The sequence below is a fragment of the Okeania sp. SIO2B3 genome (assembly GCF_010672525.1).
GTDB lineage: Bacteria > Cyanobacteriota > Cyanobacteriia > Cyanobacteriales > Microcoleaceae > Okeania.
Genome location: NZ_JAAHGH010000064.1, coordinates 17441 through 42771 on the forward strand (window position 1 = coordinate 17441; position 25331 = coordinate 42771).

Genomic DNA, 25331 nt, shown 5'->3' on the forward strand with positions numbered 1-25331 from the left:
CGGAATACTCCGCAAATAGATACCTAATTAGGGTTTGTTGAAAAAGTCTTATGGGTAAGGGTAGGAGACAGCTATACTGGAGACAGGAGGAACGGGGAATTATAGAGGAGGTAGGAGGAAGAATAATCAAGGGATTATTCTGCGCAACTTTTACCTAAAATGCTAATTTTTTGAACCATTACAACTATTAAGCTTGGACTTTTTTTAACTAAAAAATGCGCTCAACCAATATAAGTCAATGCTTTTAGATTTAATCAGCAAATCCTAATTATATGCGCAAATTTTTAGGCTGATAGTTGTTAACGTAGTTCCGACCTAGGAGACTAACTAATAGCTGATAGTTAGTTAATTGTAACCAATACTTTGACGTGCCAGACTGTCAAATAAATCGAGCATTTTTTCCCGCCACATATTAACAGAATCGTTGGTTGCTAATAATTTTATGGGGGAAATAGAACGGGCAAATTGAAACCTAGCAAATATAATGTAATCGGCAAAGTTTGGTTTTTGTCCTGCTAAGAAAGGCTGCTGATTTAAAGTTTCTCTTAAAGGAGAGAGGATGGTTCTAAAATTCTCAATTTGAGATTGTTTTACTTCCTTAAATCCTTCTAGTGGTTTGCCTAATTTTTGTTCGCGAGTTTCTCGAAAATAAGCTTTATCTTTGGCATCTATATGTTCAAATACATTGAAGATGATCATTGGTAGTAAGGCTGGAGTCAGATTTTTTTCATCCCAATTTTTGATAAATAAAGCTTGAGCTTGTGCTTGAGAACAGCCGAATAAAGAAGGTTTATTTGGATAGGTTTTTTCTAAATAGTTGGCAATATTCCAAGAGTCAAAAACTACTCGTTCGCCATCAATAATTACAGGTACTTTTTCCTGACCTGAGAAAGCGATGGTTTCTTTTTCAGTAAAGTGCCAAGGAATTCTTTCTACTTCCAGTTGTTTATGGGCTAGAGCCATACGAATTCTCCAGCAGTAGGGGCTAAAAGCTCTGTTATTTTCTGCGCCCACTAGGTCGTACATTTTGATTTTCATAGATGCCATAATACTTGAAACTTATCTATCAAATATAACAGTATTTTGGCTTGTTAATAAATAACATTTTTATCAAAATCCAGCTATTTTTACAGCAATAATTAGCTAATTTTTGCAATCTTTGATTGTTCTACTACTTACAGCATTTTTGAGGAAGCGTGAGGTACAGTTTTAAGATTAATCTTTTTTTCCCTACTCCCTAAAGTCCTAAAATTTTGTACCTCATAAACTCCAAAACTGCTGTAAAACAATAGCCATAGCGATTAGGATATAGACTGATAACGATCTTGAGAAAGGTAAATACTTTTCCTACTGTTTTCTGTTCCCTATTCCCTATTCCCTGCTATATTTTGGCTTGTTAATAAATAATATTTTTGTCAATATCGAGCTATTTTTACAGCAATAATTAACTAAACTTTTGGCGATTATAGCAACTTGATAAGTGTTTGTTATCATAGCAAATTCAAAAAAGGTAGTTACATCTTAATTTGCGTTCTATTCCTACAATCAAAAAAATATAAATCCCATATTACCTATAGCGGAAAAACAAGGAGAGGATATTATGCAGCAATATAATCAAGCACGAGAATATTTAGAGAAAAGTTTGGATACGGAAGCTGGGGATAAAATTCAACGAAATTTACGTTTACAAACTGAGGTTGAGGAAAAGATGGGGATTTATAATCAGGTGGTTTCTAATATTAATAGTTGTTTATGGACGATGTTATTGAATGAGCGACAATTACCGATTATTTCTGGGTTTAATTTTGGGAAAAGCGAGGATGATTTGGATGTGGTAAGTGATGAAAATGAGAAATTATTGGAGAGTGAAGAAGTATCTCCACTTGATGATTTAAGACAGCAGATAAATTTGAATAGTTAGGGGTAGTTTTATTTCAGAAAAATGTAGGGTGTTTTGTTGAGACATCCTACAGTTATAGCGCTCCGCGCAAGGCAAAAGTCAAAAGTCAAAAGTTAAAAGTAATCCCTGACGCTCGTTTGAGCCTTTATAAATGTCCGCGCCCTTTGTTTCGACTGCTATACCCACTAAATAATTTATTGGAAAGAGAAGAATTAAAAATGGCAGAAAATTCAGATAATCAAGAATTTGTTTTTCTAGACTGAGAAAGTGTATATACATTATCTATGAAATAGCTAATAGTTGACCGCTAATAGCTGAATGCTTACGAAAATTAAGTAGGTAATAACAAAGTAAACTTATACTCAAAAAATTACTTCTACCTGGTATAATATCTATTGTTGAGTTAAAAGAAAAAATTACATGGGAAACAAATTTGAACACCTGAGAAATGATGAGGTTATCTCAGTGATAGTCCTGCATGGTAATGGTAGGATACATATTCTTTAATTTCTCTCATACTCCCCATCTCCCCATCTCCCCATCCCCCCATCTCCCCATCTCCCCACACTCCTTTACCATTACTATGCACCACCACCATCTCAGTAGAAGAAGAGCTTCATAAAAATCAACCACACATAATCAAAAGCACAACCTTCCAAGTCAGTGAGTTAGTGCAAAAATTGACTGAAAGGATAAGTAGCAAGGAAAATTTAATTTTTAATGGTTTTGATTGTCAAGTATTAAGATTAGGTTCCGGTGGTTGGGTAAAAGGCAAAATAAAACTGGCTTTAGAATTTTACCCTGATGAACAAGAAGCTTCTCAAATGTCTGAAAAACAATTATCTAAAAACAGTAAATCAGAATCCCCACTAGATGATTTACGAGAAAAATTTAATCAGGAAAATTAATAAAGAATAGAACAAAATGATTTCCTATCAAACCTGCCAATAATTAAAAATCTTGCTTAATAGCTGAAGTACATGAAAATCAATATTTTTGAATTTTTTTTGGTAGTAGTTTGGTTGTTTTAAGGGTTTGAAGACCAAACCCCTATCTTTTCTCTAGAAACTATTTCTATTTGCCACCATAATAAAAAGCAATTTCTTTCTCTTTAAGTGGAGCAAAATCTGCATCTTTCAACATTTGATTTAACTCTTCCTGGGAAATATGCTTCGCCCCAATACGCACAATACGAGACCGCATTGTATTACTAACCCCACTACGTTGTCGTTGACCTTCTAATGCCATTACCTTGTGGTAAAGGTCGAGCTTTTCTTGTGGAATAACAGAACCATCTAAATCTATTCCTTTAGCGATCGCCTCATCCACAGCATCTGCTCCAGTAGTTGATGCAGATGTGGAAGTTTTTTCTGAAGACATAGCAAAAAATTGTTGGGTTTACATGATTATTTTATCTCCTGTAAGGCACACCTCAAAAGTTTGTATAGGAGTAAATTTTTCCAATTAAAATTTAAGTCATAGTAAACTCAGTAAATTTTCTCATATCTGGAGCTTGAAAAGCAAAAATAATATCACTTTTAATCACACCTAATATGATTAATTTATGAGCTATTCCTTCTTCAGTAAAATCTTCTTCTATGTAAATATTTTTATTTTTAATCTCAATATAAACATGAGTATATTTCAGCTTTTTTCCCTTACTAATCACTTGTAGGTCGTAGGTCTTAGGTGTTGGTATTATACCAATTTTATGTGAAGTAGCACAGAATTATGAAATTTATTAACTTGTCTATCTCGATCTACAATCAACTCTGATTAATATATTATTCTATGCAGCTTAGAAATGAATTTCGTATCAAGCCTCTGATTTAAAAAAGCAAAAAATCCTATCTATTTTCAGGAGATGTAATTATTAATTATTAATTTTTGAAGTTTTTTGATTGACAAATAATACCTTTTCTGGCAATAGAGCTGTCAAGACATCCGTATCTTCAATATTGTAGAAAATAAAAAGCGCCTAGAATAGTCAACCTATCTTTCATTAAAGCATTTTAACGTAAGCATTTCCTGCGGAATGCTGCGCAAACAGCCGTCAGCCATCAGCTAGCCTCCTATGGTCGGAACTGCGAACTTCAGCTATTGCTTTTAGTTTAGGATCAAAGCTTTATATATTGTCTTACTACAAAAGTTGCCTCCCTTGTCCTTAAAGCCAGTTGTTAATTTAAACAATGTCCTATATGAGAGAGTATTGTTACTGATAGCTGACAACTAATAGCTGAATGCTTACATTTTAACTGTATTCTTATAAGTATATTTTGCTAGCATTATTCAATCGATCAAAGATTATGCTTAAAGATTTATTATAACTGAATATCCACAGTAAAATAATGTTAGTATTTTGATCAATTATTAACTGGTGATCTAATCATGCTTCATTAACAAAAACTAGAGATTTAATCAGAAATAAATTCTGAGCAAAACTCCCCGAATAAAAATCCCTTTAGCAGTCAGAAAATATGTATTCGAGCGCGATCGTTACCATTGTAAAAGTTGTGGTCAAACTACTAGAGAAACACAACTTACTATAGACCATATTATCCCCCTATCTAGTGGCGGTAGTAATGATATTAGTAATCTACAAACCCTCTGTAATAAATGTAATCAAAAAAAGAAACATCACTTCGACCCACGATTTAAACGCAACTTCAGTAGCTAAGACAAAAAAAAATTATTAAACCCCGAAAAATCTCAATTTTTGAGTAAAATAGAACACAATAAAATCAGGAGCAATATATGGTAAATTCAAAAAGAATTAACTTTCTCAAAAGTAAAATGTACTCTCTAATAGGTAGAATGTCTGATGTAGACTTAGAAAGAGGTTGGGAATATTTACAAACACTTTATTATGATAGCTTCATGTTAAAAGCTATTCAAAAATCTAAAATAACTCACAAACCAGGAGATATCTTAACCAAAGAAGAAGCTATACAAATATTATACTTTGACCGAGAAGATAGTCAAACTAAAAATAACTAATAAGAATAAATAAGGTATAGAAAAAAACCATATTATTGTGAACTTAGAAGTGCGTTATGCTCGGTCTTTTATCGAAGACCTCAAAACTTTAGAAACTGCTGCCTACCAAAAAATATATGATTTTGTTTTTCTCAAATTCAGTCAAATAAATTACTTACAAGAACTACCAGAATTACGACAACTTGGAACCAGTACTATTTTCTACAGATTTACTGTGGACAAATATCTGATTGGAATAGAAGTAACAGGTCAAATTCTTAAATTTATCCGTATTTTACCAAAGCCACAAATTTAGTCTTCTAAACTATAGGTAGCAGACTAAAAAAAACAAAAAATACAGTAATTTTTATGGACTCAAAAGCACTTTGGCAACGCTATATTAACTGGCTTTATTACCACGAAGGATTAAACTTTTATGTTGATATAAGTCGCATTAAATTTGACGATTCTTTTCTAGAAACAATCAAGCCTAAATTTGAAAAAGCTTTCCAAGATATAGAAGCATTAGAAAAAGGAGCGATCGCCAACCCAGACGAAAACCGGATGGTTGGCCACTACTGGCTGAGATCCCCGGAACTTGCGCCCACCCCCGAAATCAAACAAGAAATTGTCCAGACTATCGAACAGATTGAGACTTTTGCCAAGAAAGTCCATAGTGGAGAAATCAAACCTCCCAATGCCCCCAAATTTACAGATATTCTGTCCATTGGTATCGGTGGTTCAGCTCTCGGTCCTCAATTTGTAGCCGAAGCTCTGAGTCCAAATGACCCACCAATGCAAATACATTTCATCGATAATACCGACCCTGCAGGTATCGACCACATACTCTACAACCTCAAAGACCGCCTCAACAGCACTCTAGTCATAGTAATCTCCAAGTCAGGCGGTACCCCAGAACCTCGCAACGGTATGATGGAAGTCAAAGCAGCTTATGGTGCTCAAAATCTAGATTTTGCCCCTCACGCCGTTGCTACTACCACCCCCAATAGTAAACTAGGTAAAATTGCCAAATCTGAAGGATGGCTAAATATTATACCCATGGCAGACTGGGTAGGGGGACGTACTTCAGAATTATCCTCCGTTGGTTTATTACCAGCAGCATTGCAAGGAATTGATATCCAGGCTATGTTAGATGGGGCGAAAGAAATGGACATAGCCACTCGCAAACATGATATTAAAGGCAACCCCTCTGCTCTATTAGCTTTGAGTTGGTACGCCGTAGGTAACGGACGAGGGGAAAAAGATATGGTAGTTCTCCCCTACAAAGACAGTCTGCTAATGTTCAGCCGTTATTTACAGCAGTTGGTCATGGAATCTTTAGGCAAAGAAAAAGACCTGGATGGCAATGTAGTCAACCAAGGTATTGCAGTTTATGGTAATAAAGGTTCCACAGACCAGCACGCTTATGTCCAACAGTTGCGTGATGGTGTACCTAATTTCTTTACTACCTTTATCGAAGTTCTAGAGGATCGTCAAGGTATTTCTCCCGAAGTAGAACCTGGAGTAACTTCTGGTGACTACTTATCTGGTTTTCTCCAAGGCACTAGACAAGCACTGTATGAAAATCAGCGAGATTCTATTACAGTTACAATACCTAAAGTTAATCCTAAAAATGTAGGAGCTTTAATTGCTCTTTATGAGAGAGCTGTTAGTTTTTATGGCTCTCTAGTTAATATTAATGCCTATCACCAACCAGGAGTAGAAGCAGGTAAAAAAGCTGCGGCCACAGTGCTAGAGTTACAGCAACAGGTAGTAAATGTCCTCAAGCAAGAAGATTCTCCCCTATCTTTAGAAGAAATTGCCCAAAAAGTAAGTGCTGATGACAAAATAGAAATCATCTACAAGATTTTACGCCATTTGGCAGCCAACCAACAGAATATTGTTTTTCATGGAAATGTTGGGCAACCAGCTAATTTAGCTGTAAGCTATCAGTAGTATTATAGGTAGTGATTTGGCCTAGAGCATTAGGGGTGGTGATTGGACTCATCCAGATTGTGCAGCAGCATATATGGTTTTTACTCGTGGACTAGAAAATTAGTAACTCAAGGACTCTGGAGCACGGAAATAGCCTGTAAAGTCAGTTTGTGGGTGCTTTCTGACCTCAGATCATAAGTTGAGTTGGACAGGAACCCACATAATTATAATCTTGAGAACCTGCGCCGTACACCCAGGGTCAGCATCATCAGGATGTCACTGGTGCCTCTAAGCGGAAGTCAAAAGTCATGCATTTAAAAGTCAAAAGTATTGATTGGTAAGGCTTTTAGGATTTTGTAACTGGCTAGTTATTTCTGCTATCCTGCACTAGGGAATAACTTCACAAGCACAAAAATTTAGTTACTAATAGTCTGGATATTTCCCTACTCCCAATGTTTATTTGTTCCCCTATTCCCATTAAACAATGCCCTTAACAATTCTTGTAGTTGATGATGATTTGGGAACTCGTTTATGTGTTGGTGATTACCTGGAGATTTCAGGTTACTGGGTAATCAAAGCTGAAAATGGTCAACAAGCTTTGGATTTATTAGAGAAATCTCGGCCACATCTGATGATTACTGATATTGCCATGCCAGAAATGGATGGTTATGACCTGGTACGACAGGTTCGATCGCGTCCAATTTTTCGTTTATTGCCTGTAATTTTTTTAACTGCTCGTACAAGTACAGAAGAACGAGTAAAAGGCTATAATTTGGGGTGTGATATTTACTTACCAAAACCTTTTGAATTACCAGAGTTAGGAGCAATAGTTCGGTCTTTGTTGGAGCGGTCTGCTCTCATTGCCCAAGCTTCAAGTACGCTTAACCAATATTCTGAGACAGAAAAGCTATCAAAATCACATTATTCAGAAGCAGCATCCCAGTCAGTAATAGCCAATACTCAGATTATTTTGACTGGGCGAGAACAACAAGTGTTGAGTCTGCTGCTTAACGGTCTTTCTAATGTTCAGATTGGCGATCGCCTACATTTAAGCCATAGAACTATTGAAAAATATGTCAGCAGTTTATTTAGAAAAACTAATACTAATAATCGAGCTGAATTAGTTCGTTTTACAATGGAAAATTACTTGAATAATTAATTTTAAATTTAGTTAGTTTTAGTTGATTTTCTGCAAAAAATTCAGACTAATTCAGCGTTAATAGACCGCTATTTTTTTTGATTAATAATATACTCTAATAGTCCCTCACAAGCATCTAAAAGTATTTCAATCACATAGTCAAATCCATCCTGACCACCATAATAAGGATCGGGAACTTCCTGCACATCAAAATACCTACAAAAGTCGCACATTAATTTGACTTTATCCTGATATTTACCAGCAGTATCTAAACGCAGTACATCCCGATAATTATCCTTATCCATTGTTAAGATTAAGTCAAAATTATCAAAATCTTCTACTTGAAATTTACGAGCTGCACCTTTAAGGGTAATTCCTCGCATCTTAGCTGCATAAGTCATCCTAGAATCAGGTGGACTACCTATATGATAACCTCCTGTACCAGCAGAATCACAAACTATACTATCGTTCAAATTAGCTTTTTCTATCAGATGATTCATAATATTTTCTGCTGATGGAGAACGGCAGATATTACCAAGACAAACAAATAATAATTTATATTCCATAAATTAATCAAAAATAGGCAAATATCGATAAATTAAGAATGAAAATTAATTTACATTGAAGCGATTACTTTAGAAGTAGTCTTCTAACAATTCTATAAATATGATTAAGACTAGGATACAGGTTAGTTATTAGTCTATGATAAATTGGTTCTTAACTTAAACCTGCCCTAGCTATTAAGACTTAAATTACATTCCAGGTATATTTAAACCGCCTGTCAAATCTTCCATACGCTCGCGCATAGTAGCAGTAGACTTACTATAAGCATCTTGCATTGCTTCTGTTACAAATTTAGAAATTACTTCTGCTCCTTCTCCTAGTGCATCAGGTGAAATTTCTACTCGCCGTGGTTCTTGGTTTCCACTCAAAAAAACCTTAACTAAACCACCACCTGCTACCCCTTCAACCTCTAATTTATCCAGTTCTTCTTGAAGTTTTTTCGCTCCTTCTTGAACCTGTTGAGCTTTTTTAAAAGCCTCAGTTAGTTCTTTCATTTTACCTAACCCGAAGCCAAAGCCTTTTCCTGATTGTGACATAATGATTACTCTTCTATGGTAAGTCTTATTTGTATCTGTTTGTTGCCATTAAATCATTAGAAACCTAATAATTTATGCAGCACATATTTTAATTCTTCTAGATTCTCAATATATTTATGCAGAATCTAGTTAGATTTTGTGCTTTAGTAGGAGCCGATCAAAATGCGTACCTACCTTATATATAACATCATGGCATCTTTACATAAAAATCATAACACTGCAATAGATTTTTAGTACCTAATTAAATTAATAATTTGACGAACCTGCCATTTCCAGCCCTAATTTATTCAAGATTTCCCAATACCATAATTGGCAATAATATTAGTTAAAAGCTGTTTATAGACAATCGACTGCCTCTAAAATATAGTAATTAATTCAGAAGGTGGGGAATCTGAAACTTTTGCCAACTTTAGTGACTATTACTAATCGAAACTGATGGTAATTTACTTGTAGTTAGAAATCTGAATAATTAACAGAAAAACTCGGTATCTAAAGCTGATTTATCCATTTTGTGTACCTAATTTGTACTTAACTAGATTGTTTAACTAGCTAGAAGCACAGGTTAAGTGTACTGGTATTAGAAAGTTGCTGCTCCTGAAAAATCTCCGATCATTTTTACCTCTGGCTTTAATAAAAAAGACCATTGCTTTTCCACCTGCTCTTGAACATGATATATCAATTGGAAAATATCGTTAGCTGTAGCTCCCCCACAATTAAGAATAAAGTTTGCATGACGGTGAGCTACCTGGGCCATCCCTATTTGATAACCCTTAAGCCCAGTTTGTTCAATTAACCAACCAGCAGCTTTTGGCCCAGGATTGCGAAAAACACTACCACAACTGGGTAAATGATAAGGTTGGCTAGTCTTTCGCTTATTAAAATTTTCAGAAGTTATAGCAGTCACCAAAGCAGAATTTTCCCCTGGTTGTAACTGAAAAGTAGCTTGAGCAACCAAAATAGACTTACCTTGTAAGCTAGAATGACGATAGCTATATTCCAAATCTTGAGGAGACAGAATTTCTATCCGACCATCAGGTAACATAGCATGAGCATTAACTAATATATCAGCTATACATTTACCTTGTGCCCCAGCATTCATTACCACAGCACCACCAACAGTACCAGGGATACCAACAACCCACTCCAAACCTTGCCAACCCATTCTAGCTGCCTTCCAAGCAATACGTGGTAATGATTCACCAGCACCTACAGTTAGAAGACCTGTTTCTTGTTCAAAGTTAATGTGACGAAGGTTACGACTACTAATAACTAATCCTGGTAAACCACTATCACTAACTAACATATTAGAACCTCCTCCTAGCAAAGTAATTGGTAGTCCTTCAGAGTGAGCAAATTGAAAACTTGCTTGTAATTGATCTAATTTTTTTGGTGTGACATACCATTCAGCAGGTCCTCCTACTCGGAAAGATGTTAGAGGAGCCAAAGGAACATTAGACCTAATTACACAGTCTGTTCCAAGTAGTGGAATAGGTTTATATTGTGGCCTTTGAGCTGAACTAGCTATGTGATAAGAGAGAGTCATGGTCATAACTAATACTTGAATTATCGTAATTTTGAAGATCGTGTTTAAGAGTTAGCTAACTCAACTGAATGTTTCTCTATATAAGCTGTTTCACTAGATACAACCGGATAGTGAGGTTTTTGATAATATGCCATAACCTCTGGAATAATTTTATTGAGGTTGCCAGCACCGAGGAATATTACCAGATCCCCTGGTATTAAGACTTCATGTAAAAATGCAGTTACTGATTCTAAAGATGGTTTATAGTCAACCTGTTGATGCTCATCAGAAATTGCTTCAGCTACTTGTTGGCCACTAATTTTACCCAATGGTGATTCTCCTGCACTGTAGATATCAGTAACAATCACCATATCAGCATCATTAAATGACTTAGCAAACTCTGAAATAAAAGCTTGAGTACGGCTATAACGATGAGGTTGGAATATAGCAACAACTCTTTGGATCGGCAATGAGTTATTTTGTTTTGTAAAAGATAAACTGGTTTTAGATATGTGAGATTTTGTAGTCACTTTTTGACTGTTTTTTCGTAAGCCAGCTGCGGCTAAAGTTGCGCTAATTTCACTAGGATGGTGAGCATAGTCATCAATAAATACAATACCATTGCACTCTCCGCGGTGTTCAAATCGACGATGAGCGCCTTCAAATTTAGCGATCGCCTGAGCAATAGCAGCAAATTCTAAACCTAGTAATCTTCCTACTGCTACAGCAGCTAAAGCATTACTTAAGTTATGTTTACCCAATAACCCCAACTGTAACTCTCCCAGAATTTGGCCTCGCTCCCAAACACGAGCCAAGGTAACATGAGATTGATAATCTACACAATCGACTGTATAATCTGCATTATTATCTGAGTTATTATCTGAGTCAAGGCTATAGCTAATAGTTGGCTGGAGGGAGTTTTTGACTGTAGAACAATCTATACAACCCACCAAAGTTTGACAATTTTCTTTAAATACTTTGAAAGTTTCGACTACTTGATCTAAACTTTCATAATGATCTGGATGGTCTAATTCAATATTTGTTACTACGCCAATGTGTGCAGATAATTTAACCAGAGAGCCATCAGATTCATCTGCTTCTGCTACCAGATAAGTGCTGTTACCTAAACGAGCATTACCTTCCCAAGCATCTACTTCTCCACCAATAACAATAGTGGGGTCTAAACCAGTTTCTAGAAGCATAAATCCAATGAGACTGCTAGTTGTAGTCTTGCCATGAGTTCCTGCTACTGCTATACTTTGATAATCCTGAATTAGAGCTGCTAATAGATCCGAGCGATGTAAAATTGGACATTTTAGTTCAATTGCGGCTTGATACTCTGGGTTAGTTTTATTAATTGCTGTTGAACAAATTACTTGTGGCAGCTCCGAAATTTCTTGCTTATCCTCCATCCTACTATTGTGCTTTTCCGTCATTAATGTTTCTGTACTTAAACGGAGATTTATAGGGGATAAATTTAAGTTTAAGTTGTTTGACGGAGATACATTTTTCTGTTGAGAAACTTGTTGAAATGATTCTAAATTTTTGGCATCTTGACGCCAAAATATATGAGTTCCTATTGCTTGCAAACGCTTTGTTATATGGCTTGATTTTATATCCGATCCATAAGTTGGTAAATTGCGTTTGGCTAAAATGTAAGCCAGAGCTGACATTCCGATGCCTCCAATACCAATAAAATGAAACGGCCTACCACTGAAGTCAACATATTTAGACATGAATTACTCCTTATAAACCACACTGCGCCCGTAACACGCGATATCATACCAGGATTTTTTTTTTTTAGATAGAGTCTAGCAGTAATTTACCAAAAATACTGGTTAGCTTTGTTAATAAGCTCTATCATTTGCAATAATTAGTTTGTTTTCTATCAAATCTTTACCTACTGGCCAACCTTTTTCCGGACATACCTCGAAAAATTAATCAAGGATAAATCATCAGGATTTTTTACAAAAAAAAGAATAAGTATTTATGGAACTTAACGAGAAAAAATAAATTATTAATTATCATTCACAGTTGAGATTGCTATTCAAACATTAGTGATTGGACAGTAAATTACTGACTAATAACTCATTAAGTCGCTAATTCTAACTTACTTAAATTGAGCAGCAAAATTTTTGTAAAAATCACCGATATAGTTAGCAGTCAAGTATAGGCTATTGATCCCAAAAAAATTGTTGTAAATAACTTACTATAAAAACTATTAAACAAAAGTTTTTTATTAGCTTCTATATTTGCTTACTACTTAAACTGTCCCAGAGTTGATTAGTGGGGCAGAAAAATTTTTCTCCTTCAATGAATCCCAAGACAGACTTGTTTAGACTTATGTCTTTCTTAGCTAGACACTTGACAAAAATAGCCACAAATTCTATACCTTCATCCACATAGGTTCCTTTATACAACAAGCTGTGAACAAAAACTTAAATTTAATGCCATAGTTGACTCGATTAATGGCAGGGATCGTAATTAACCTATAAAAAAATTACTAAATTACCATTTTGCTGTATGATAATGGTCAAGATTAATTTTCTTTTAAGCTCTCCTTTCTAAAATTCATATCACTTCTGAAAAAGTTAGGGATCTGAGATGAAGATATGGCAGAGTTTAAGCCTGAAATCAATATCTGAAACTACCAAAAAGCACCCAGTGGGGCAGCACGGGGCCAGGCTCAATTAAATAGCAGTCAGAAGTCAGAATTCAGCAGTCAGCGGTCAGCCTTAGGAGTTTTTTTTATGCCCTAGTCGAGGATTTCAACCCCGACTCAAGCATCCGGCGCATTAATTGCCGGAGTATAAACCCAAGGTCAAAAAGCTGATAGCTGTTTGCGGAGCATTCCGGTACGGAAAATGCTGAAGCGCTGATAGCTAGTTAACACTGAAACTGAATTAATTCAGTGTGTAAAACTGTCAAAAACTTTAATTATACATGATTATTGCTGTTATTAGGAGGTAAAAAGTGATTAGAGTTGCTATAAATGGTTTTGGACGAATTGGACGAAATTTTTTACGTTGCTGGCTCACTCGTACAGATAGCCAACTTGATGTTGTTGCTATCAATGATACTTCCGACCCTAAAACCAATGCTCACCTATTAAGGTACGATTCAATGTTGGGCACATTAAAGGGTGTAGATATTAGTTCGGACGAAAATTCCATCACAGTTAATGGTAAAACAATTAAGTGTGTATCTGACCGTAATCCTTTAAATTTACCATGGGCAGACTGGAATGTCGATCTAATTATTGAGGCTACAGGTGTATTTGTAACTGAGGAAGGAGCCTCAAAGCATTTACAAGCTGGAGCGAAAAAGGTTGTAATTACTGCTCCTGGTAAAGGTGGAAAAGTTGGTACTTTTGTGGTAGGAGTTAATCATCAAGATTATGAGCATGATGATTATGATATTGTCAGCAATGCTAGTTGTACAACCAACTGTCTAGCTCCAGTGGTCAAAGTGATAAATGACAACTTTGGCATTATTAAAGGTACAATGACTACAACTCATAGTTACACTGGCGACCAACGTATTTTGGATGCTAGTCACAGAGATGTACGGCGGGCCAGAGCAGCAGCTGTAAATATTGTACCAACTTCTACAGGTGCAGCTAAAGCGGTAGCTCTGGTAATTCCAGAAATGAAAGGTAAGTTAAACGGTATCGCGATGCGTGTTCCTACTCCTAACGTTTCTGTTGTTGACCTTGTAGCTCAAGTTGAGAAAAATACTTTTACTGAACAAGTTAACGAAATTATACAAGAAGCTGCTAATGGACCAATGAAGGGTATCATTGAATACTGCGATCTGCCTTTGGTTTCTAGTGACTTTCGTGGTAATGATTCATCTTCCATTGTAGATGCTAGTCTGACAATGGTTATGGGTGGTGATATAGTGAAAGTGATTGCTTGGTATGATAATGAATGGGGTTATAGTCAGCGTGTTGTAGACTTGGCTGAAATTGTCGCACAGAAGTGGACTGCTTAGTTTGTTTGAGTTTTGATTGTCTGACAATTGAATTAAAAACCTAAGATAAATAACTTTTTCAAAAATGTTGAAATCCTTGGCTAAGTGTAAGTTGCTCGTTTGGGTAAATTCCTTGGCTATCTATTAATAAGATGTCGGTGTCGTCTGTGGTTGTACCCACGATGGCTGCACCGACTCCAATTTTTTTTACTAATTCTTGGCCACAAATTGGAGGCAAACACAGAACTAACTCGAAATCTTCTCCTCCATAGAGTGCCCACTTTAATGCTTGTTCGGGTGAGGTAAGTTTAGTTAAAGAGGAAGGAATGGGAATTTGATTGCGATCGATCCTAGCTCCGACGTGAGATGCTTGACACATTTGAACGATCGCATCTGCTAATCCATCACTACTATCCATTCCTCCTACTAAGATCGAGTTTTGGTTTTTCTCTAGACTATAAGAACTATTTAAAGATAAGCAATTCCATAAATTTGTTAAAATATCAAATCTTGGCCGAGGACGTTGGTGAGCTAATATTAAGGAAGAACGTTCTGCTTCTGTGAGAAATTGACCTAATTCTGGATGCAGTAATAATTCTAACCCCGCTTTTGATGCTCCATGTACTCCAGTAGCAACGATCACGTTTTGGGGTTGACAGTTTGAGCGCAGAATAGTCTGTGAAGTTTCAACTTGTCCGAAAGCAGTAATTGAGATAGTACAGATAGGCGATCGCACTATGTCTCCACCGACTATAGGAGTATTGTACGGTTGTAAGCATTCAGAAATTCCTTGGTAAAGTTTTTCAACCCAAGCAACAGGAGTATCGCCAGTTAGACCAAGAGCGATCGTTATACCAATAGGGAATGCACCCATTGCTGCAAGGTCGGATAAATTGGCAGCAGCGCTACGCCAACCCACATCTTCAGGGGAAGTGGTGCGATCGCTAAAGTGTACTCCATCGACGAGTGTATCAGTTGTGACTACTAATGACTTGTTAGGTTGAATTGGCACAATAGCAGCATCATCCCCAACCACTTCTGTGGGACAAAAACGGTGTAATACTTTTAAAAGTCCTTGTTCGCTAATATCTTTAACTGTAGTCATGGCAATCTATACTATACTAAAGTTATATTTCCAACTCAAATCGACATCTCTAATTACTTTTGAAAGTCTCAAATTTATTCATTATTTGTTTTTATATCATGTTTGGATAATTACCGGTCAAAAAATACTTTTTTTTTAGTTATATGGAGAATATGTATTCAGTAATTATCTCCAACCTTACTCTTTAAGTCATCAGTAATTTTTAGTGGTAAATGAGTCATAATTTTTACCGAATAATTAATAATTAAATAATTAAATAATTAAACAATTCAGCTGACTCTGCCTCCCCTTTCAAGGGGAAAAAAGCGGTTGAGCGATGGTTCCGAAACCTCGCCATATCCAATCGACCAAGAGAATAAATTTTTCCCTTATTGGTCAATCCTCTCTCTAAAAGGGAGAGGTAATTATCCATTATCCATTATCCATTAATGAACACTTACCTCCTAATCATAAAAAGGATTGACTAATCAATATCCTGACATATTTAGGATTAGTTAGTAATAATATTAATGAGTTTAGTAGAATTTTTTTTATTAGAGAATGAATTATGAAGCAGGAAATGCTTACTTCATCAACAAGATTGATTAGTTTGAAAAATATGTAAGCATTCAGCCGTCAGCTATCGGCGTTGCTGAATGGTAATGATTTTGATACTAAGTATCAACGCCAAACATAAGTTTTTCAATTGTTATCTCCAGCTAATTACCATTACATTTCAGCAACGCCCAGCTATCAGCTATTGCTTTTAGTTGACGATAAAAGCTTTATTAATTGTTTTACTACAAAAGTTGGTTCCCTTGACCTTAAAGTCAGTTGTTAATTTAAACACTGTTCTTAAAGAGAAAATCTTGTTGCTGAAGTCCGCAGTTCCTCCCCAGGAGGCTAGCTGACAGCTAATAGCTGAATGCGAGCGCATTCCGCAGGAAATGCTTACAAAAATATAGCAATTAGGAATCAGATGTGAGAATTTAACTTTTCATTAAAAGTATACAATATAGCAGTTATCTTATTCATATATATTCATTTTTTTCTTTTCCTCTGTTCCCTGTTCCCTGCTCCCTAGAAGTATTCAATATCTCACAACTTAAATCATATTGCTATAGCTGAATTTAAAATGATTTGTGTAACTAACTAAAAATATAGTCAAAATTTAATTATTTATCAAAATAAAAAAAAATAATTTTTGTGTCAAATAATTAAGAAAAATCAATAAAGAGAATAACTATTGATAAAAACTAAAGATCAATATCAGCAAATAAACAGTGTTGTAAGTTACATTTTTTTTAGTATAAATAATAAATGATAGTTTATAGGAAAAACTAAAAGATGACTTCTTAACATTACTTTAATAACTTTCCCGGTCTAATGAAACCTAGAATAATAGTCTGTGGCTTGGGTCGTACCGGCTACAAAATATTCCGTCTATTAAGACAGCAGGGTGCAACAGTTGTAGGTATAAGCGATCGCCCACTCCGTGGAGAGGGTACAGAGATTATTGTCGGCAACTTTCGTTCAGCATCTACATTATTAGCAGCAGGCATTCAAAGCGCTCATACTCTGGTTTTAGCAGGGAAAGATGAGTCTGTTAATTTGGCCGTCTTAATGTTAGCAAGAATTCTCAATCCAAAAATTCGGATTATTAATCGCCTATTTAATACAAGTTTAGGCGATCGCCTAGATCACACTCTAACCGATCATACAACAATGAGTGTGTCAGCTTTAGCAGCTCCAGTGTTTGCTTTTGCAGCTTTAGGAAATCATGCTATTGGCCAGCTACACATATACAATCAGACCTGGCCAATGCGAGAAGAATTTATCGGCCATAATCATCCTTGGAAAGGTCGTAAACTGAGTTCTTTGTGGGACGATCGCTCTCTAATGTTGATCTACTATATACCAGTGGCAAATCCAATAGATTTAGTCTCTGCAGTAGTAGAAGAGCGAGAGTTACGGGTAGGAGATCGTCTGATTATTTCTAGCAAACCAAAAGTGCGAACTCGCAGACAAAATTTAGTTTATTACTTATTCAAGGTATTTAGCAGACTCAGGCAATTTCAGCGACACAGTAAATCAGCAGTAGTTCTCAACTTGGCTCTGTTAGTAACTGTGTTATTCTGCACTATTACTTATATTAGTATAAATCTGAATAACAGCTTTGTTGATTCTCTCTATTTTACAGTTGGGATGATTACAGGAGCAGGGGGGAATGAAAAAATAGCCGAACAAGCACCAGGTAGTATCAAAGTATTTACTTCGATCATGATGCTTGTAGGAACGGCGATCGTTGGTATTTGTTATGCGCTGCTGAATGATTTTGTATTAGGTACTCGCTTCCAAGAGTATTGGGATGCTGCCCGCATACCACTAAAACAGCATTATATTATCTGTGGGTTTGGTGGCATTGGTTTACATATTGCCCAGCAACTGGTTAATAGTGGTTATGAAGTAGTAGTAATAGAGCGTAACCCTAACTGTCGATTTCTCAGTACTGCCAGGTCTATGAAAATTCCTGTGATTGAGGGGGATGCAAGTTTATCTACGACTCTAGAAGTTGCCAATATTGAAAAAGCTGAAGCACTTTTAGCTGTAACTGGTAATGATATTATTAATTTAGAAATTGCTCTGAGTGCGAAAGGACTTGTTCCTAAAATGCCAGTTGTGGTAAGAAGTCAAGACCCGCACTTAGCTCTCATGGTACAACAGGTTTTTGAGTTTGAGTCTGTACTTAGTCCCACAGAATTAGCTTCTCCTGCTTTTGCAGCAGCAGCTATTGGCGGTAGAATTCTTGGTAATGGAATTACGGCAGATAGTTTGTGGGTAGCGTTAGCTACCTTAATTACACCGGGGCATCCTTTTTGTGGGAAAATTGTTCAACAAGCAGCTAGCAGTGCTGATTTTGTACCCTTGTATATAGAAAGCAACGGTCGAGAAATTCATGGTTGGGAATTGTTAAATGCGACCTTGAATTCTGGTGATGTTTTGTACTTAACTATGCCAGCTAATAGACTAGACCAGCTCTGGAGAGATGCACCTATACAACTAATAAGTAATGCTACTAAATAGTTTAATTCTCCACAGAATATATTGGGAGCTTTGGAAATATGTCGTTGTTATTCTCCTGGGTTTTAACTCAGGAGTTTTCAATTTTTCCTAATTAAGTGGGTAGGAAAAATTATTTAGGGTTTGCGCTTCACTAGTCTTTTAGTAGGGGTAGGAGACAGGAGACAACCCACCCGCGGGCCCCTCCCAACCCACCCCTAGCCCCTCCCAACCCACCCCTAGCCCCTCCCAGGAGGGGAGGGGAAGACAGGAGAAATGGCTCGGGAGCGAGGAGGTAGGAGCGGGCGTTTTGTCCCAAGATTTTTCTACCCAACTATGCGCCTAAAATACGCTCCATGCATGAGCGTTTCAGATGTGATACCAGGCACTGCAATTCGACCCCAAAAAGGCACTTGTCTTTATATGTCAATGCTTTTAGATTTAATCAGCAAGCCCTATTTATTTTGTATTATTTATAGAATAAGGAAGAAGAAAGAGGAAAGAAGGAAAAGTCTTACTTTGTCTGAGTTTTAAACTTTTGAACTGTCAAACACCTTTCCTTCAACTGCTATATGCTCAGTATTCAGGTATATTTTCTGTTCCTTATTTCTAACTCTACTAAATGTTAAATTAATTTAACATATACATTAAAGGCGTTGGTGATGCGTGGCTATGATTGTGCTTTAATGGCAATTATCTAACTATTAACTGAAAAGCATTTTATATTTGGCTAAATTTAGGTTTCATAGCTTGATTCAACAACGCCACATTAAAAATCCCCGTGACTTTAGTCCGGGGGGTAGTCAAAAATACTCTCCGATTAGTTTGACCTACTATCTATCAGTTATTTAAACTTAGAAACTGCACTATCAAAGGCGTTGTGCAAATCATTCCAAGCCTTTTCAAAACCAACTTTTACATCTCCCCATGCTTGTTCACTTGAGTTTTGTAGTTCCTTAAATTTCGTTTTGACTGCATCACGCTTAGTAGACAATTCTTCTATCTTTTTGTAATAATTAATCGCAGCATCAGCTTTAGCTTGTTTAGCTTTGGCTTTCATTTCATCAATTTGAGCATTAAGTTTATCAAGTTGAGCTTTGGTTTTAGCTTCGTAGGCTTGTTTTGTTTCTGGTTTATTTGTCATAATTTTAAATAGATATGATTTAATTGAAAACTATGTTTTTATCGAAAATATAGACTAATACTTTGAATTGTCAGGCAGATTTAAAAGTTAGCGAATTTCCAGAAAAACTAACTCTGATTAGTTAACTGGTCTACTAAGAATCTGAAAGAATATATATTGTCTATTTTATTTATGTATAATTTTAATAATTGCTCGGATTTTTGTCAATAATACATAACAATATATAACAATATGTCAAGATTTATTTTGCTCAACCTCTTAAATAAATTAAATTGTCTGAATATGAAATAGATTTAGTTATATCTCTAGAGGTACTGTGCTTTTCATGTTATCATTAGAAGTTAGGCTATTTTTAAATATTTCTATAGTGACATTGGGCTAGGGTATAAGTATATTGGATAACAGATAGCAGTCCTATTGGAGTTATGTAGAAAATATCCTAGAAAAAAACAATATGGGTAAGATTTTAAACTTTTTATCTGTTTTAATTTTGTCGATCAATTATTCATAATTGCGGTAAATTAGATAAAACTGTTGACAAAAATCAGGAGGATAATTTAAAAATTAATAATTACTTCTCTTTAAAAAGAATAGGATTGACTAATTTTTTTTTGACTTTTATTTCTTCTTGAAAGAAGAGGCTTTAAATCTTAATTATTCGGCAACTATGAAGATTTAAACAGAAAAACGTAAAGTCAAGTCGATATTTTTATAATTACTACTTTGGCAGAAATAAAGATTAGCTACATAAATATTTTAAATGGCATTAAAATCACTGTTCAGATCAACTTGAGTAAGATTATATTTTGTTCAATGAAAGAATATAAATCATCAAAAATACAACAAAATAATATTAGCAATTTTCATCAATTACTAATAATGATAAAAAAAATTACCAATCTTAAAGCAATTAGTCAAAAGATTGGCTCATCAACTCTAGGATTAATGGTATTTTTAGGAGTAATAACAAGTATTTGCCCTCTTGCCATGTCACACAACAATGGAGATGAAAATCCACTTCAACTCTCGGAAGAAACCACAAAAAAATCTCTATTTATTGCCTATCCTTCCGCAAACAAAAAAACTACTTCAGACCGAATTTTTTTAATTGGTACAGCTTCTCCAGAAGCAGAGGTTACTGTTAATGGAAAAGTAATTAATGAACGTAGTAAGTCTGGTCATTTTGCCCCTAGTTTTCCATTACAAATGGGGGCAAATATATTTACTGTGCGCCATCAAGACGAAGAAAAAATAATTACGGTAACACGCAATTCAACCCAACCACCTTTACCGGTGGGAATAGCTTTTGGTCAAGGTTCTTTGACTCCAGCAAAAGATATTTCTAGAATGCCTGGAGAATTAATTTGTTTTCAGGCGATCGCTCCTCCAAATGCTAATATTTCTGTGTTATTAGCTGAACAAACTATTCCCTTACTTTCCCAATCTCAAGTAGTAAATTTACCAGGAAATTTAGCAGTATTAACAGGAGAAAATCAACCAATTCCTTCTGCGGGAGAATATTATCAAGGTTGTGCTAAAGCGCAAAGATCGGGAGATTTAGGTCAACCTGAATTTAAACTGAGTGTAAGTGGTCAAACTGTTACTCAAAAAGCACCGGGGAAAGTGACTATTCTTTCTCCCACGACATTTGAGGTGGCAGAGGTAACAGTAGAAGAAGGTGTGGCCAGAACTGGACCGAGTACCACTTATTCTCGTTTGACACCACTGCCAAAAGGCACAAAAGCTTTAATTACAGGGAAGGAAGGAGACTATTTACGTCTTGACTATGGTGGATGGATAAAAGCTGATGAAACTAGGATATTTACAGATGCTGCTCCACCACGTTCGGTAATTCGGGGTGCTATTGCTCGTCAAGTTCAAGGTGCAACAGAAATCAGATTTCCTTTGCAAGTACCGGTGCCAGTTACAGTCGAACAAGGAGATGGTTATTTAACTTTAATTCTGCATAATACGACGGCTCAAACTGATACTATTCGTTTAGATGATGACCCTTTAATTGAGCGATTAGACTGGCAACCAATCTTAACTTCAACAGTGGAAAATGAGCAGGGAGTTAGGTATAAATTTTATTTAAAAACAGAGCAACAATGGGGTTATAAATTAGAATATGTTGGTACAACTTTGCGATTAATTTTGCGACATCCTCCGGCGGTAAATAGTGGGATTAATTCTATTAATAAACCTCTGACTGGAATGAAAATTTTGATTGATGCTGGACATGGTAGTGAGAATGATTTAGGTGCAAGAGGTCCCACTGGTTATCCGGAAAAAAATGTGACATTAATTGTGTCGAAGTTATTACAGGATGAGTTAATTGCACGGGGTGCTTCAGTATATATGACACGAAAAGCAGAAGAGGATTTATATCCTAAAGACCGTGTAGAAATGATTAATCAACAAGTTCCAGATTTAGCACTTTCGGTTCATTATAATGCTTTACCTGATTATGGCGATGCTCTAAAAACTCAGGGAATTGGTACTTTTTGGTATCATTCTCAAGCTCATAGTTTGGCAGTATTTTTACATAATTATTTAGTAGAAAAATTAGACCGACCTTCTTATGGAGTATTTTGGAATAATTTAGCTTTAGCTCGTCCGACAATAGCTCCTTCTGTATTGTTGGAGTTAGGGTTTATGATTAATCCTTATGAGTTTGAATGGATTATGAATTCTCAAGAACAAAAGAAGTTAGCAAAGGTATTAGCAGATGGAATTGTTGAGTGGGTCAGAAGAAGGAGTCAGGAGTCAGGAGTCAGGAGTTAGGAGTTAGGAATAAGTAGAGGATGCTCAACCTTTAAACGTTTAATATTGCTAGAAATTTTACCGATAAATTGTGGTTTAAAGTCTCCCCTTTTAAGGGGAAAAAAGCGGTCGTTTGCGGAACAGTCCGTTAGGATGGGATGGCGAGGAGACCTCGCCATATCCAATCGACCAAGAGAAGAAAAAATTTTTCCTTTGAGTTAATCCTCTTCTTTTGAAGGAAAGGTAATTATTAATTATTAATTGTTGAATATTTCCTTTGAAGAAGTAGTCAAAAGTCATAATCAAGTAACATTAATTAACCGTAATGTAGGAACGTTGCATGCAACGTCTCTACCAGGTTGAGCAAAGATTGTTTATTACAGTTATTTAATGAGACATGATATTAGGAGTCAATAGAGGATACTCAATCTTTAAACGTTTAGTATTGCTATAAATTTTACCGAAAAATTGTGGTTTAAAGCCTCCCCTTTTAAGGGGATAATAAAGAAAAATTTTCATCTCTTTGTCAATCCTCTTCTTTCAAGGAGAGGTAATTATTCATTATTCATTATTCATTATTAATTGTTGAATATTCCCTATTCTATATCAGTCTAATTTGGATATATGTGCAATTAAACGGATTTAATATAATTGGCAATATGGAGTATTTTGGTATGATTTAGCATTAATCAGTTCAACGATTTTTCCTTCTATATTGTTGGAATGAGGGTTGATTATTAATTACAGCAAATTTCAGGAAGCGTGAGGTACAGTTTAAGACTAATTTATAATTTTTATTCATTTTTTATTCTCTGTTCAGAGTTGCCTAAAAACATAAAAGTTTGTACTTTATCAACTCGAAAACTGCTGTATATAGCAACTGCCATTACTACTCTTGATTTCTGGAATATCTAAAACAACGGAATATCAGTAATCAACCTTCCTCCCTCTTCCTTCTTCCTTCTTCCTTCTTCCTTCTTACTTCTTCCTTAAAGGTTGTACTAAAGGCAAAAAATATGACACTAATTGTTGATTTCCGACAACCAAAGTAGGAAAGGGATGACTTGAATAATCTTTGCCAATTTTTAAAGGAAAAATATCTGTAGATTCTAATGGTATCCACACTGCACCTGCAGCTTTTGCTATTACCCAAGATCCTGCAATATCCCAAATTCTAGGTGTAGCTTCAACTCCTGCAATAGATGCACCACAAGCAACAAGTAAAAAGTTATAACTTGCTATGCCTAACATTCTAATTTTTGTGGGAATTTGAGGTAAAATTTTGGTACTTCGGGAACAAAGATTAAATAAATGATTACTATTAATTTTGTCTTGATTTGGTTGAATTGGTTGATGATTTAAAAATGCTCTGATGATAGGTGGGTTAGATAAATAAGTCTGGTTTTCTTGATAATAAAAACCATAATAAGATTGGTTTAATGGAGGCAAATGTATATAGCCAAATATGGGAATACCTTGATACAATAACGCGATAGAAGTTCCCCAAATTGGTATACCTTGAGCAAAGTTTGTCGTAGCATCTAAGGGGTCAATAATCCAACACCATTCATTACTAGGAAATATCTGTTGAGTTTCTTCTGTTAAAATTCCATGAGTGGGAAAAGTAAGAGCGATCGCTTCTCTAATTTCTCTATCTGCCCATTTATCGGATTTAGTAATTAAACTACCGTCAGCTTTTTCATCTGCTGTAACATTTCCGAAGTCTTTTAATAATTGATTTCCTACTCGAAAAGTTGTTGTTTCTGCGAAGTTTAAAACTTGATTCCAGAATTCTGTCATTTTAGCTTTTTTATCCCACTAGATTGTTGTTTGAAAGTTTATTGAAAGAATATTAATCAGTCATTTCAATTATCAGTTGTCACTAAACTTAAGTTATTAGTTGAATTTTCTACCTTGAGTTTTTAGATTTTCATTTTGAGATTTTCTAGATAATGCCTAAGTAATAATACCTGGAGTTTAACTATGAATATTTTCAATATTTTATAATGGTAGAGTGCATAATTAAAAATAAAATTTATGAATCATCAAAAGCGGGTTTCTCTATACTTTATTTTGGCAGTTATGGGGGTAAGTTGTATGTTATACCCTGCTAATGCCCAACAATTTGACCGAAAAATTGTGGTCCAAAGCCTCCCTTTTTAAGGGGATAAAAAAAATAATATTCCTCTCGTTATTTCAGAGGTACTGATAACTGATAACTGATAACTGAAATGACCTTGTCCACCAGAAGTAAAAAGAACAGCTAAAAATACTTGTAGATTCGGTCCTCAATATGGAATTATTTACTGCAATGTTGATAATAGTTGTTTTGCTATTGAAGGAATAGGTGGAGGTATTGGAGGTGCAGCTTATGAATATGGTTTTCCTGTAGAAACTTCTTTATTTGGTCAGGTTTATATTCAGTTTAGTGAAGGTATTGGTGGAGTGAAAAAGCCATCGGAACAACAGCTAAAAATTCCCCAGAATAATTTATTTATGGATTGGGGAGGTGATAGTCCATTTTATCGTTGTTTTCTAGCTTGCTCTTTAGTAAGCAGGTTTAACTTCTTGGGTCTATTGGCTACCTCCTTTCCCCAAGGTTTTAATTTACTGGTTGCTGGCTTCTTTGTCGAAGGCAAATTCTTCTGAAACTCATACTCAAAATCTTCAAACCATTCCTCAAAATCAATAGTAAAACCCAGGCGATCGCCAAATATATCATGGCCAGCCTTTAAAA

22 protein-coding genes are annotated in these 25331 nt (G+C 35.5%); 10 read left to right on the top strand and 12 right to left on the bottom strand.

The genetic code is table 11. The features are described from left to right. Window positions 1-345: 345 nt before the first annotated feature. Window positions 346-1047, bottom strand: a complete 702-nt coding sequence (locus tag F6K15_RS26885; RefSeq protein ID WP_293066774.1) for a glutathione S-transferase family protein — start codon at window positions 1045-1047, stop codon at window positions 346-348. Window positions 1048-1600: 553 nt separating this feature from the next. Here F6K15_RS26885 and F6K15_RS26890 point away from each other — a divergent pair. Then, the gene (locus F6K15_RS26890) at window positions 1601-1921 is read left to right on the top strand and encodes a hypothetical protein (protein WP_293066777.1); all 321 of its coding nucleotides are present in this window, start codon (window positions 1601-1603) and stop codon (window positions 1919-1921) included. A gap of 436 nt (window positions 1922-2357) precedes the next feature. Here F6K15_RS26890 and F6K15_RS26895 read toward each other — a convergent pair whose 3' ends face one another. Next, a complete protein-coding gene (locus F6K15_RS26895) occupies window positions 2358-2492 on the bottom strand; it encodes a hypothetical protein (RefSeq protein ID WP_293066780.1) in 135 nt (44 codons plus the stop codon). A 46-nt stretch (window positions 2493-2538) separates the two neighbouring features. Between F6K15_RS26895 and F6K15_RS26900 the strand changes: the two genes are divergently transcribed. Then, window positions 2539-2808: a KGK domain-containing protein gene (locus tag F6K15_RS26900; RefSeq protein ID WP_363268793.1), complete on the top strand. Its 270-nt coding sequence runs from the start codon at window positions 2539-2541 to the stop codon at window positions 2806-2808. Window positions 2809-2974: 166 nt separating this feature from the next. Here F6K15_RS26900 and F6K15_RS26905 read toward each other — a convergent pair whose 3' ends face one another. Next, complete coding sequence (locus F6K15_RS26905; RefSeq protein WP_293066783.1) at window positions 2975-3280, bottom strand: DUF4090 family protein; 306 nt, start codon at window positions 3278-3280, stop codon at window positions 2975-2977. 91 nt (window positions 3281-3371) lie between these two features. Then, window positions 3372-3569 (bottom strand): element excision factor XisI family protein, encoded by a 198-nt coding sequence (locus F6K15_RS26910; RefSeq protein WP_293066786.1) that lies wholly within the window; start codon window positions 3567-3569, stop codon window positions 3372-3374. Between the two features lie 762 nt (window positions 3570-4331). Here F6K15_RS26910 and F6K15_RS26915 point away from each other — a divergent pair. From F6K15_RS26915 to F6K15_RS26935, 5 genes are all read left to right on the top strand, one after another. After that, window positions 4332-4577, top strand: a complete 246-nt coding sequence (locus tag F6K15_RS26915; protein ID WP_293066826.1) for an HNH endonuclease — start codon at window positions 4332-4334, stop codon at window positions 4575-4577. Window positions 4578-4654: 77 nt separating this feature from the next. Continuing rightward, window positions 4655-4897 (top strand): hypothetical protein, encoded by a 243-nt coding sequence (locus F6K15_RS26920; protein WP_293066789.1) that lies wholly within the window; start codon window positions 4655-4657, stop codon window positions 4895-4897. A 37-nt stretch (window positions 4898-4934) separates the two neighbouring features. After that, on the top strand, window positions 4935-5192 hold the full coding sequence (locus F6K15_RS26925; RefSeq protein WP_293066792.1) for a cytotoxic translational repressor of toxin-antitoxin stability system: 258 nt from the start codon (window positions 4935-4937) through the stop codon (window positions 5190-5192). A 53-nt stretch (window positions 5193-5245) separates the two neighbouring features. Continuing rightward, complete coding sequence (locus tag F6K15_RS26930; protein ID WP_293066795.1) at window positions 5246-6832, top strand: glucose-6-phosphate isomerase; 1587 nt, start codon at window positions 5246-5248, stop codon at window positions 6830-6832. 463 nt (window positions 6833-7295) lie between these two features. Next, window positions 7296-7970 carry a DNA-binding response regulator gene (locus tag F6K15_RS26935; protein WP_293066798.1) on the top strand — a complete coding sequence of 225 codons (675 nt, stop codon included), beginning with the start codon at window positions 7296-7298 and terminating at the stop codon, window positions 7968-7970. A 68-nt stretch (window positions 7971-8038) separates the two neighbouring features. On the opposite strand, the gene F6K15_RS26940 is transcribed toward F6K15_RS26935, so the two are convergent. The 4 genes from F6K15_RS26940 to murC form a co-directional block, all read right to left on the bottom strand. Continuing rightward, window positions 8039-8515 carry a low molecular weight protein-tyrosine-phosphatase gene (locus tag F6K15_RS26940; protein ID WP_293066800.1) on the bottom strand — a complete coding sequence of 159 codons (477 nt, stop codon included), beginning with the start codon at window positions 8513-8515 and terminating at the stop codon, window positions 8039-8041. A gap of 186 nt (window positions 8516-8701) precedes the next feature. After that, window positions 8702-9049 carry a YbaB/EbfC family nucleoid-associated protein gene (locus tag F6K15_RS26945; protein WP_293066803.1) on the bottom strand — a complete coding sequence of 116 codons (348 nt, stop codon included), beginning with the start codon at window positions 9047-9049 and terminating at the stop codon, window positions 8702-8704. Window positions 9050-9626: 577 nt separating this feature from the next. Next, complete coding sequence (gene murB / locus F6K15_RS26950; protein ID WP_375341091.1) at window positions 9627-10598, bottom strand: UDP-N-acetylmuramate dehydrogenase; 972 nt, start codon at window positions 10596-10598, stop codon at window positions 9627-9629. A 38-nt stretch (window positions 10599-10636) separates the two neighbouring features. Continuing rightward, window positions 10637-12307, bottom strand: a complete 1671-nt coding sequence (gene murC / locus F6K15_RS26955; protein WP_293066806.1) for a UDP-N-acetylmuramate--L-alanine ligase — start codon at window positions 12305-12307, stop codon at window positions 10637-10639. Between the two features lie 1237 nt (window positions 12308-13544). Between murC and F6K15_RS26960 the strand changes: the two genes are divergently transcribed. Then, a complete protein-coding gene (locus tag F6K15_RS26960) occupies window positions 13545-14564 on the top strand; it encodes a type I glyceraldehyde-3-phosphate dehydrogenase (RefSeq protein ID WP_293066808.1) in 1020 nt (339 codons plus the stop codon). A 58-nt stretch (window positions 14565-14622) separates the two neighbouring features. Here F6K15_RS26960 and thiL read toward each other — a convergent pair whose 3' ends face one another. Beyond that, window positions 14623-15648: a thiamine-phosphate kinase gene (thiL, locus tag F6K15_RS26965; RefSeq protein WP_293066811.1), complete on the bottom strand. Its 1026-nt coding sequence runs from the start codon at window positions 15646-15648 to the stop codon at window positions 14623-14625. Between the two features lie 1365 nt (window positions 15649-17013). Here thiL and F6K15_RS26970 point away from each other — a divergent pair. Further along, a complete protein-coding gene (locus F6K15_RS26970; protein ID WP_293066812.1) occupies window positions 17014-18711 on the top strand; it encodes a TrkA family potassium uptake protein in 1698 nt (565 codons plus the stop codon). 820 nt (window positions 18712-19531) lie between these two features. On the opposite strand, the gene F6K15_RS26975 is transcribed toward F6K15_RS26970, so the two are convergent. Continuing rightward, window positions 19532-19831 carry a hypothetical protein gene (locus F6K15_RS26975; protein WP_293066814.1) on the bottom strand — a complete coding sequence of 100 codons (300 nt, stop codon included), beginning with the start codon at window positions 19829-19831 and terminating at the stop codon, window positions 19532-19534. 987 nt (window positions 19832-20818) lie between these two features. On the opposite strand from F6K15_RS26975, the gene F6K15_RS26980 reads away from it, so the two are divergent. After that, the gene (locus F6K15_RS26980) at window positions 20819-22615 is read left to right on the top strand and encodes an N-acetylmuramoyl-L-alanine amidase (protein WP_293066832.1); all 1797 of its coding nucleotides are present in this window, start codon (window positions 20819-20821) and stop codon (window positions 22613-22615) included. Between the two features lie 957 nt (window positions 22616-23572). On the opposite strand, the gene F6K15_RS26985 is transcribed toward F6K15_RS26980, so the two are convergent. Then, window positions 23573-24394, bottom strand: coding sequence for an inositol monophosphatase family protein (locus F6K15_RS26985; protein ID WP_293066816.1), 822 nt, complete (start codon window positions 24392-24394; stop codon window positions 23573-23575). 722 nt (window positions 24395-25116) lie between these two features. Next, on the bottom strand, window positions 25117-25331 hold a 215-nt coding region (locus tag F6K15_RS26990), incomplete at its 5' end, for a hypothetical protein (protein ID WP_293066819.1).

Coding starts and splice junctions, on each gene's coding strand:
- F6K15_RS26945 (WP_293066803.1), bottom strand. CDS start 9,049: ATGTCACAATCAGGAAAAGGCTTTGGCTTCGGGTTAGGTAAAATGAAA.
- F6K15_RS26975 (WP_293066814.1), bottom strand. CDS start 19,831: ATGACAAATAAACCAGAAACAAAACAAGCCTACGAAGCTAAAACCAAA.
- F6K15_RS26970 (WP_293066812.1), top strand. CDS start 17,014: ATGAAACCTAGAATAATAGTCTGTGGCTTGGGTCGTACCGGCTACAAA.
- F6K15_RS26905 (WP_293066783.1), bottom strand. CDS start 3,280: ATGTCTTCAGAAAAAACTTCCACATCTGCATCAACTACTGGAGCAGAT.
- F6K15_RS26920 (WP_293066789.1), top strand. CDS start 4,655: ATGGTAAATTCAAAAAGAATTAACTTTCTCAAAAGTAAAATGTACTCT.
- thiL (WP_293066811.1), bottom strand. CDS start 15,648: ATGACTACAGTTAAAGATATTAGCGAACAAGGACTTTTAAAAGTATTA.
- F6K15_RS26935 (WP_293066798.1), top strand. CDS start 7,296: ATGCCCTTAACAATTCTTGTAGTTGATGATGATTTGGGAACTCGTTTA.
- murC (WP_293066806.1), bottom strand. CDS start 12,307: ATGTCTAAATATGTTGACTTCAGTGGTAGGCCGTTTCATTTTATTGGT.
- F6K15_RS26940 (WP_293066800.1), bottom strand. CDS start 8,515: ATGGAATATAAATTATTATTTGTTTGTCTTGGTAATATCTGCCGTTCT.
- F6K15_RS26890 (WP_293066777.1), top strand. CDS start 1,601: ATGCAGCAATATAATCAAGCACGAGAATATTTAGAGAAAAGTTTGGAT.
- murB (WP_375341091.1), bottom strand. CDS start 10,598: ATGACCATGACTCTCTCTTATCACATAGCTAGTTCAGCTCAAAGGCCA.
- F6K15_RS26930 (WP_293066795.1), top strand. CDS start 5,246: ATGGACTCAAAAGCACTTTGGCAACGCTATATTAACTGGCTTTATTAC.
- F6K15_RS26985 (WP_293066816.1), bottom strand. CDS start 24,394: ATGACAGAATTCTGGAATCAAGTTTTAAACTTCGCAGAAACAACAACT.
- F6K15_RS26885 (WP_293066774.1), bottom strand. CDS start 1,047: ATGGCATCTATGAAAATCAAAATGTACGACCTAGTGGGCGCAGAAAAT.
- F6K15_RS26980 (WP_293066832.1), top strand. CDS start 20,819: ATGTCACACAACAATGGAGATGAAAATCCACTTCAACTCTCGGAAGAA.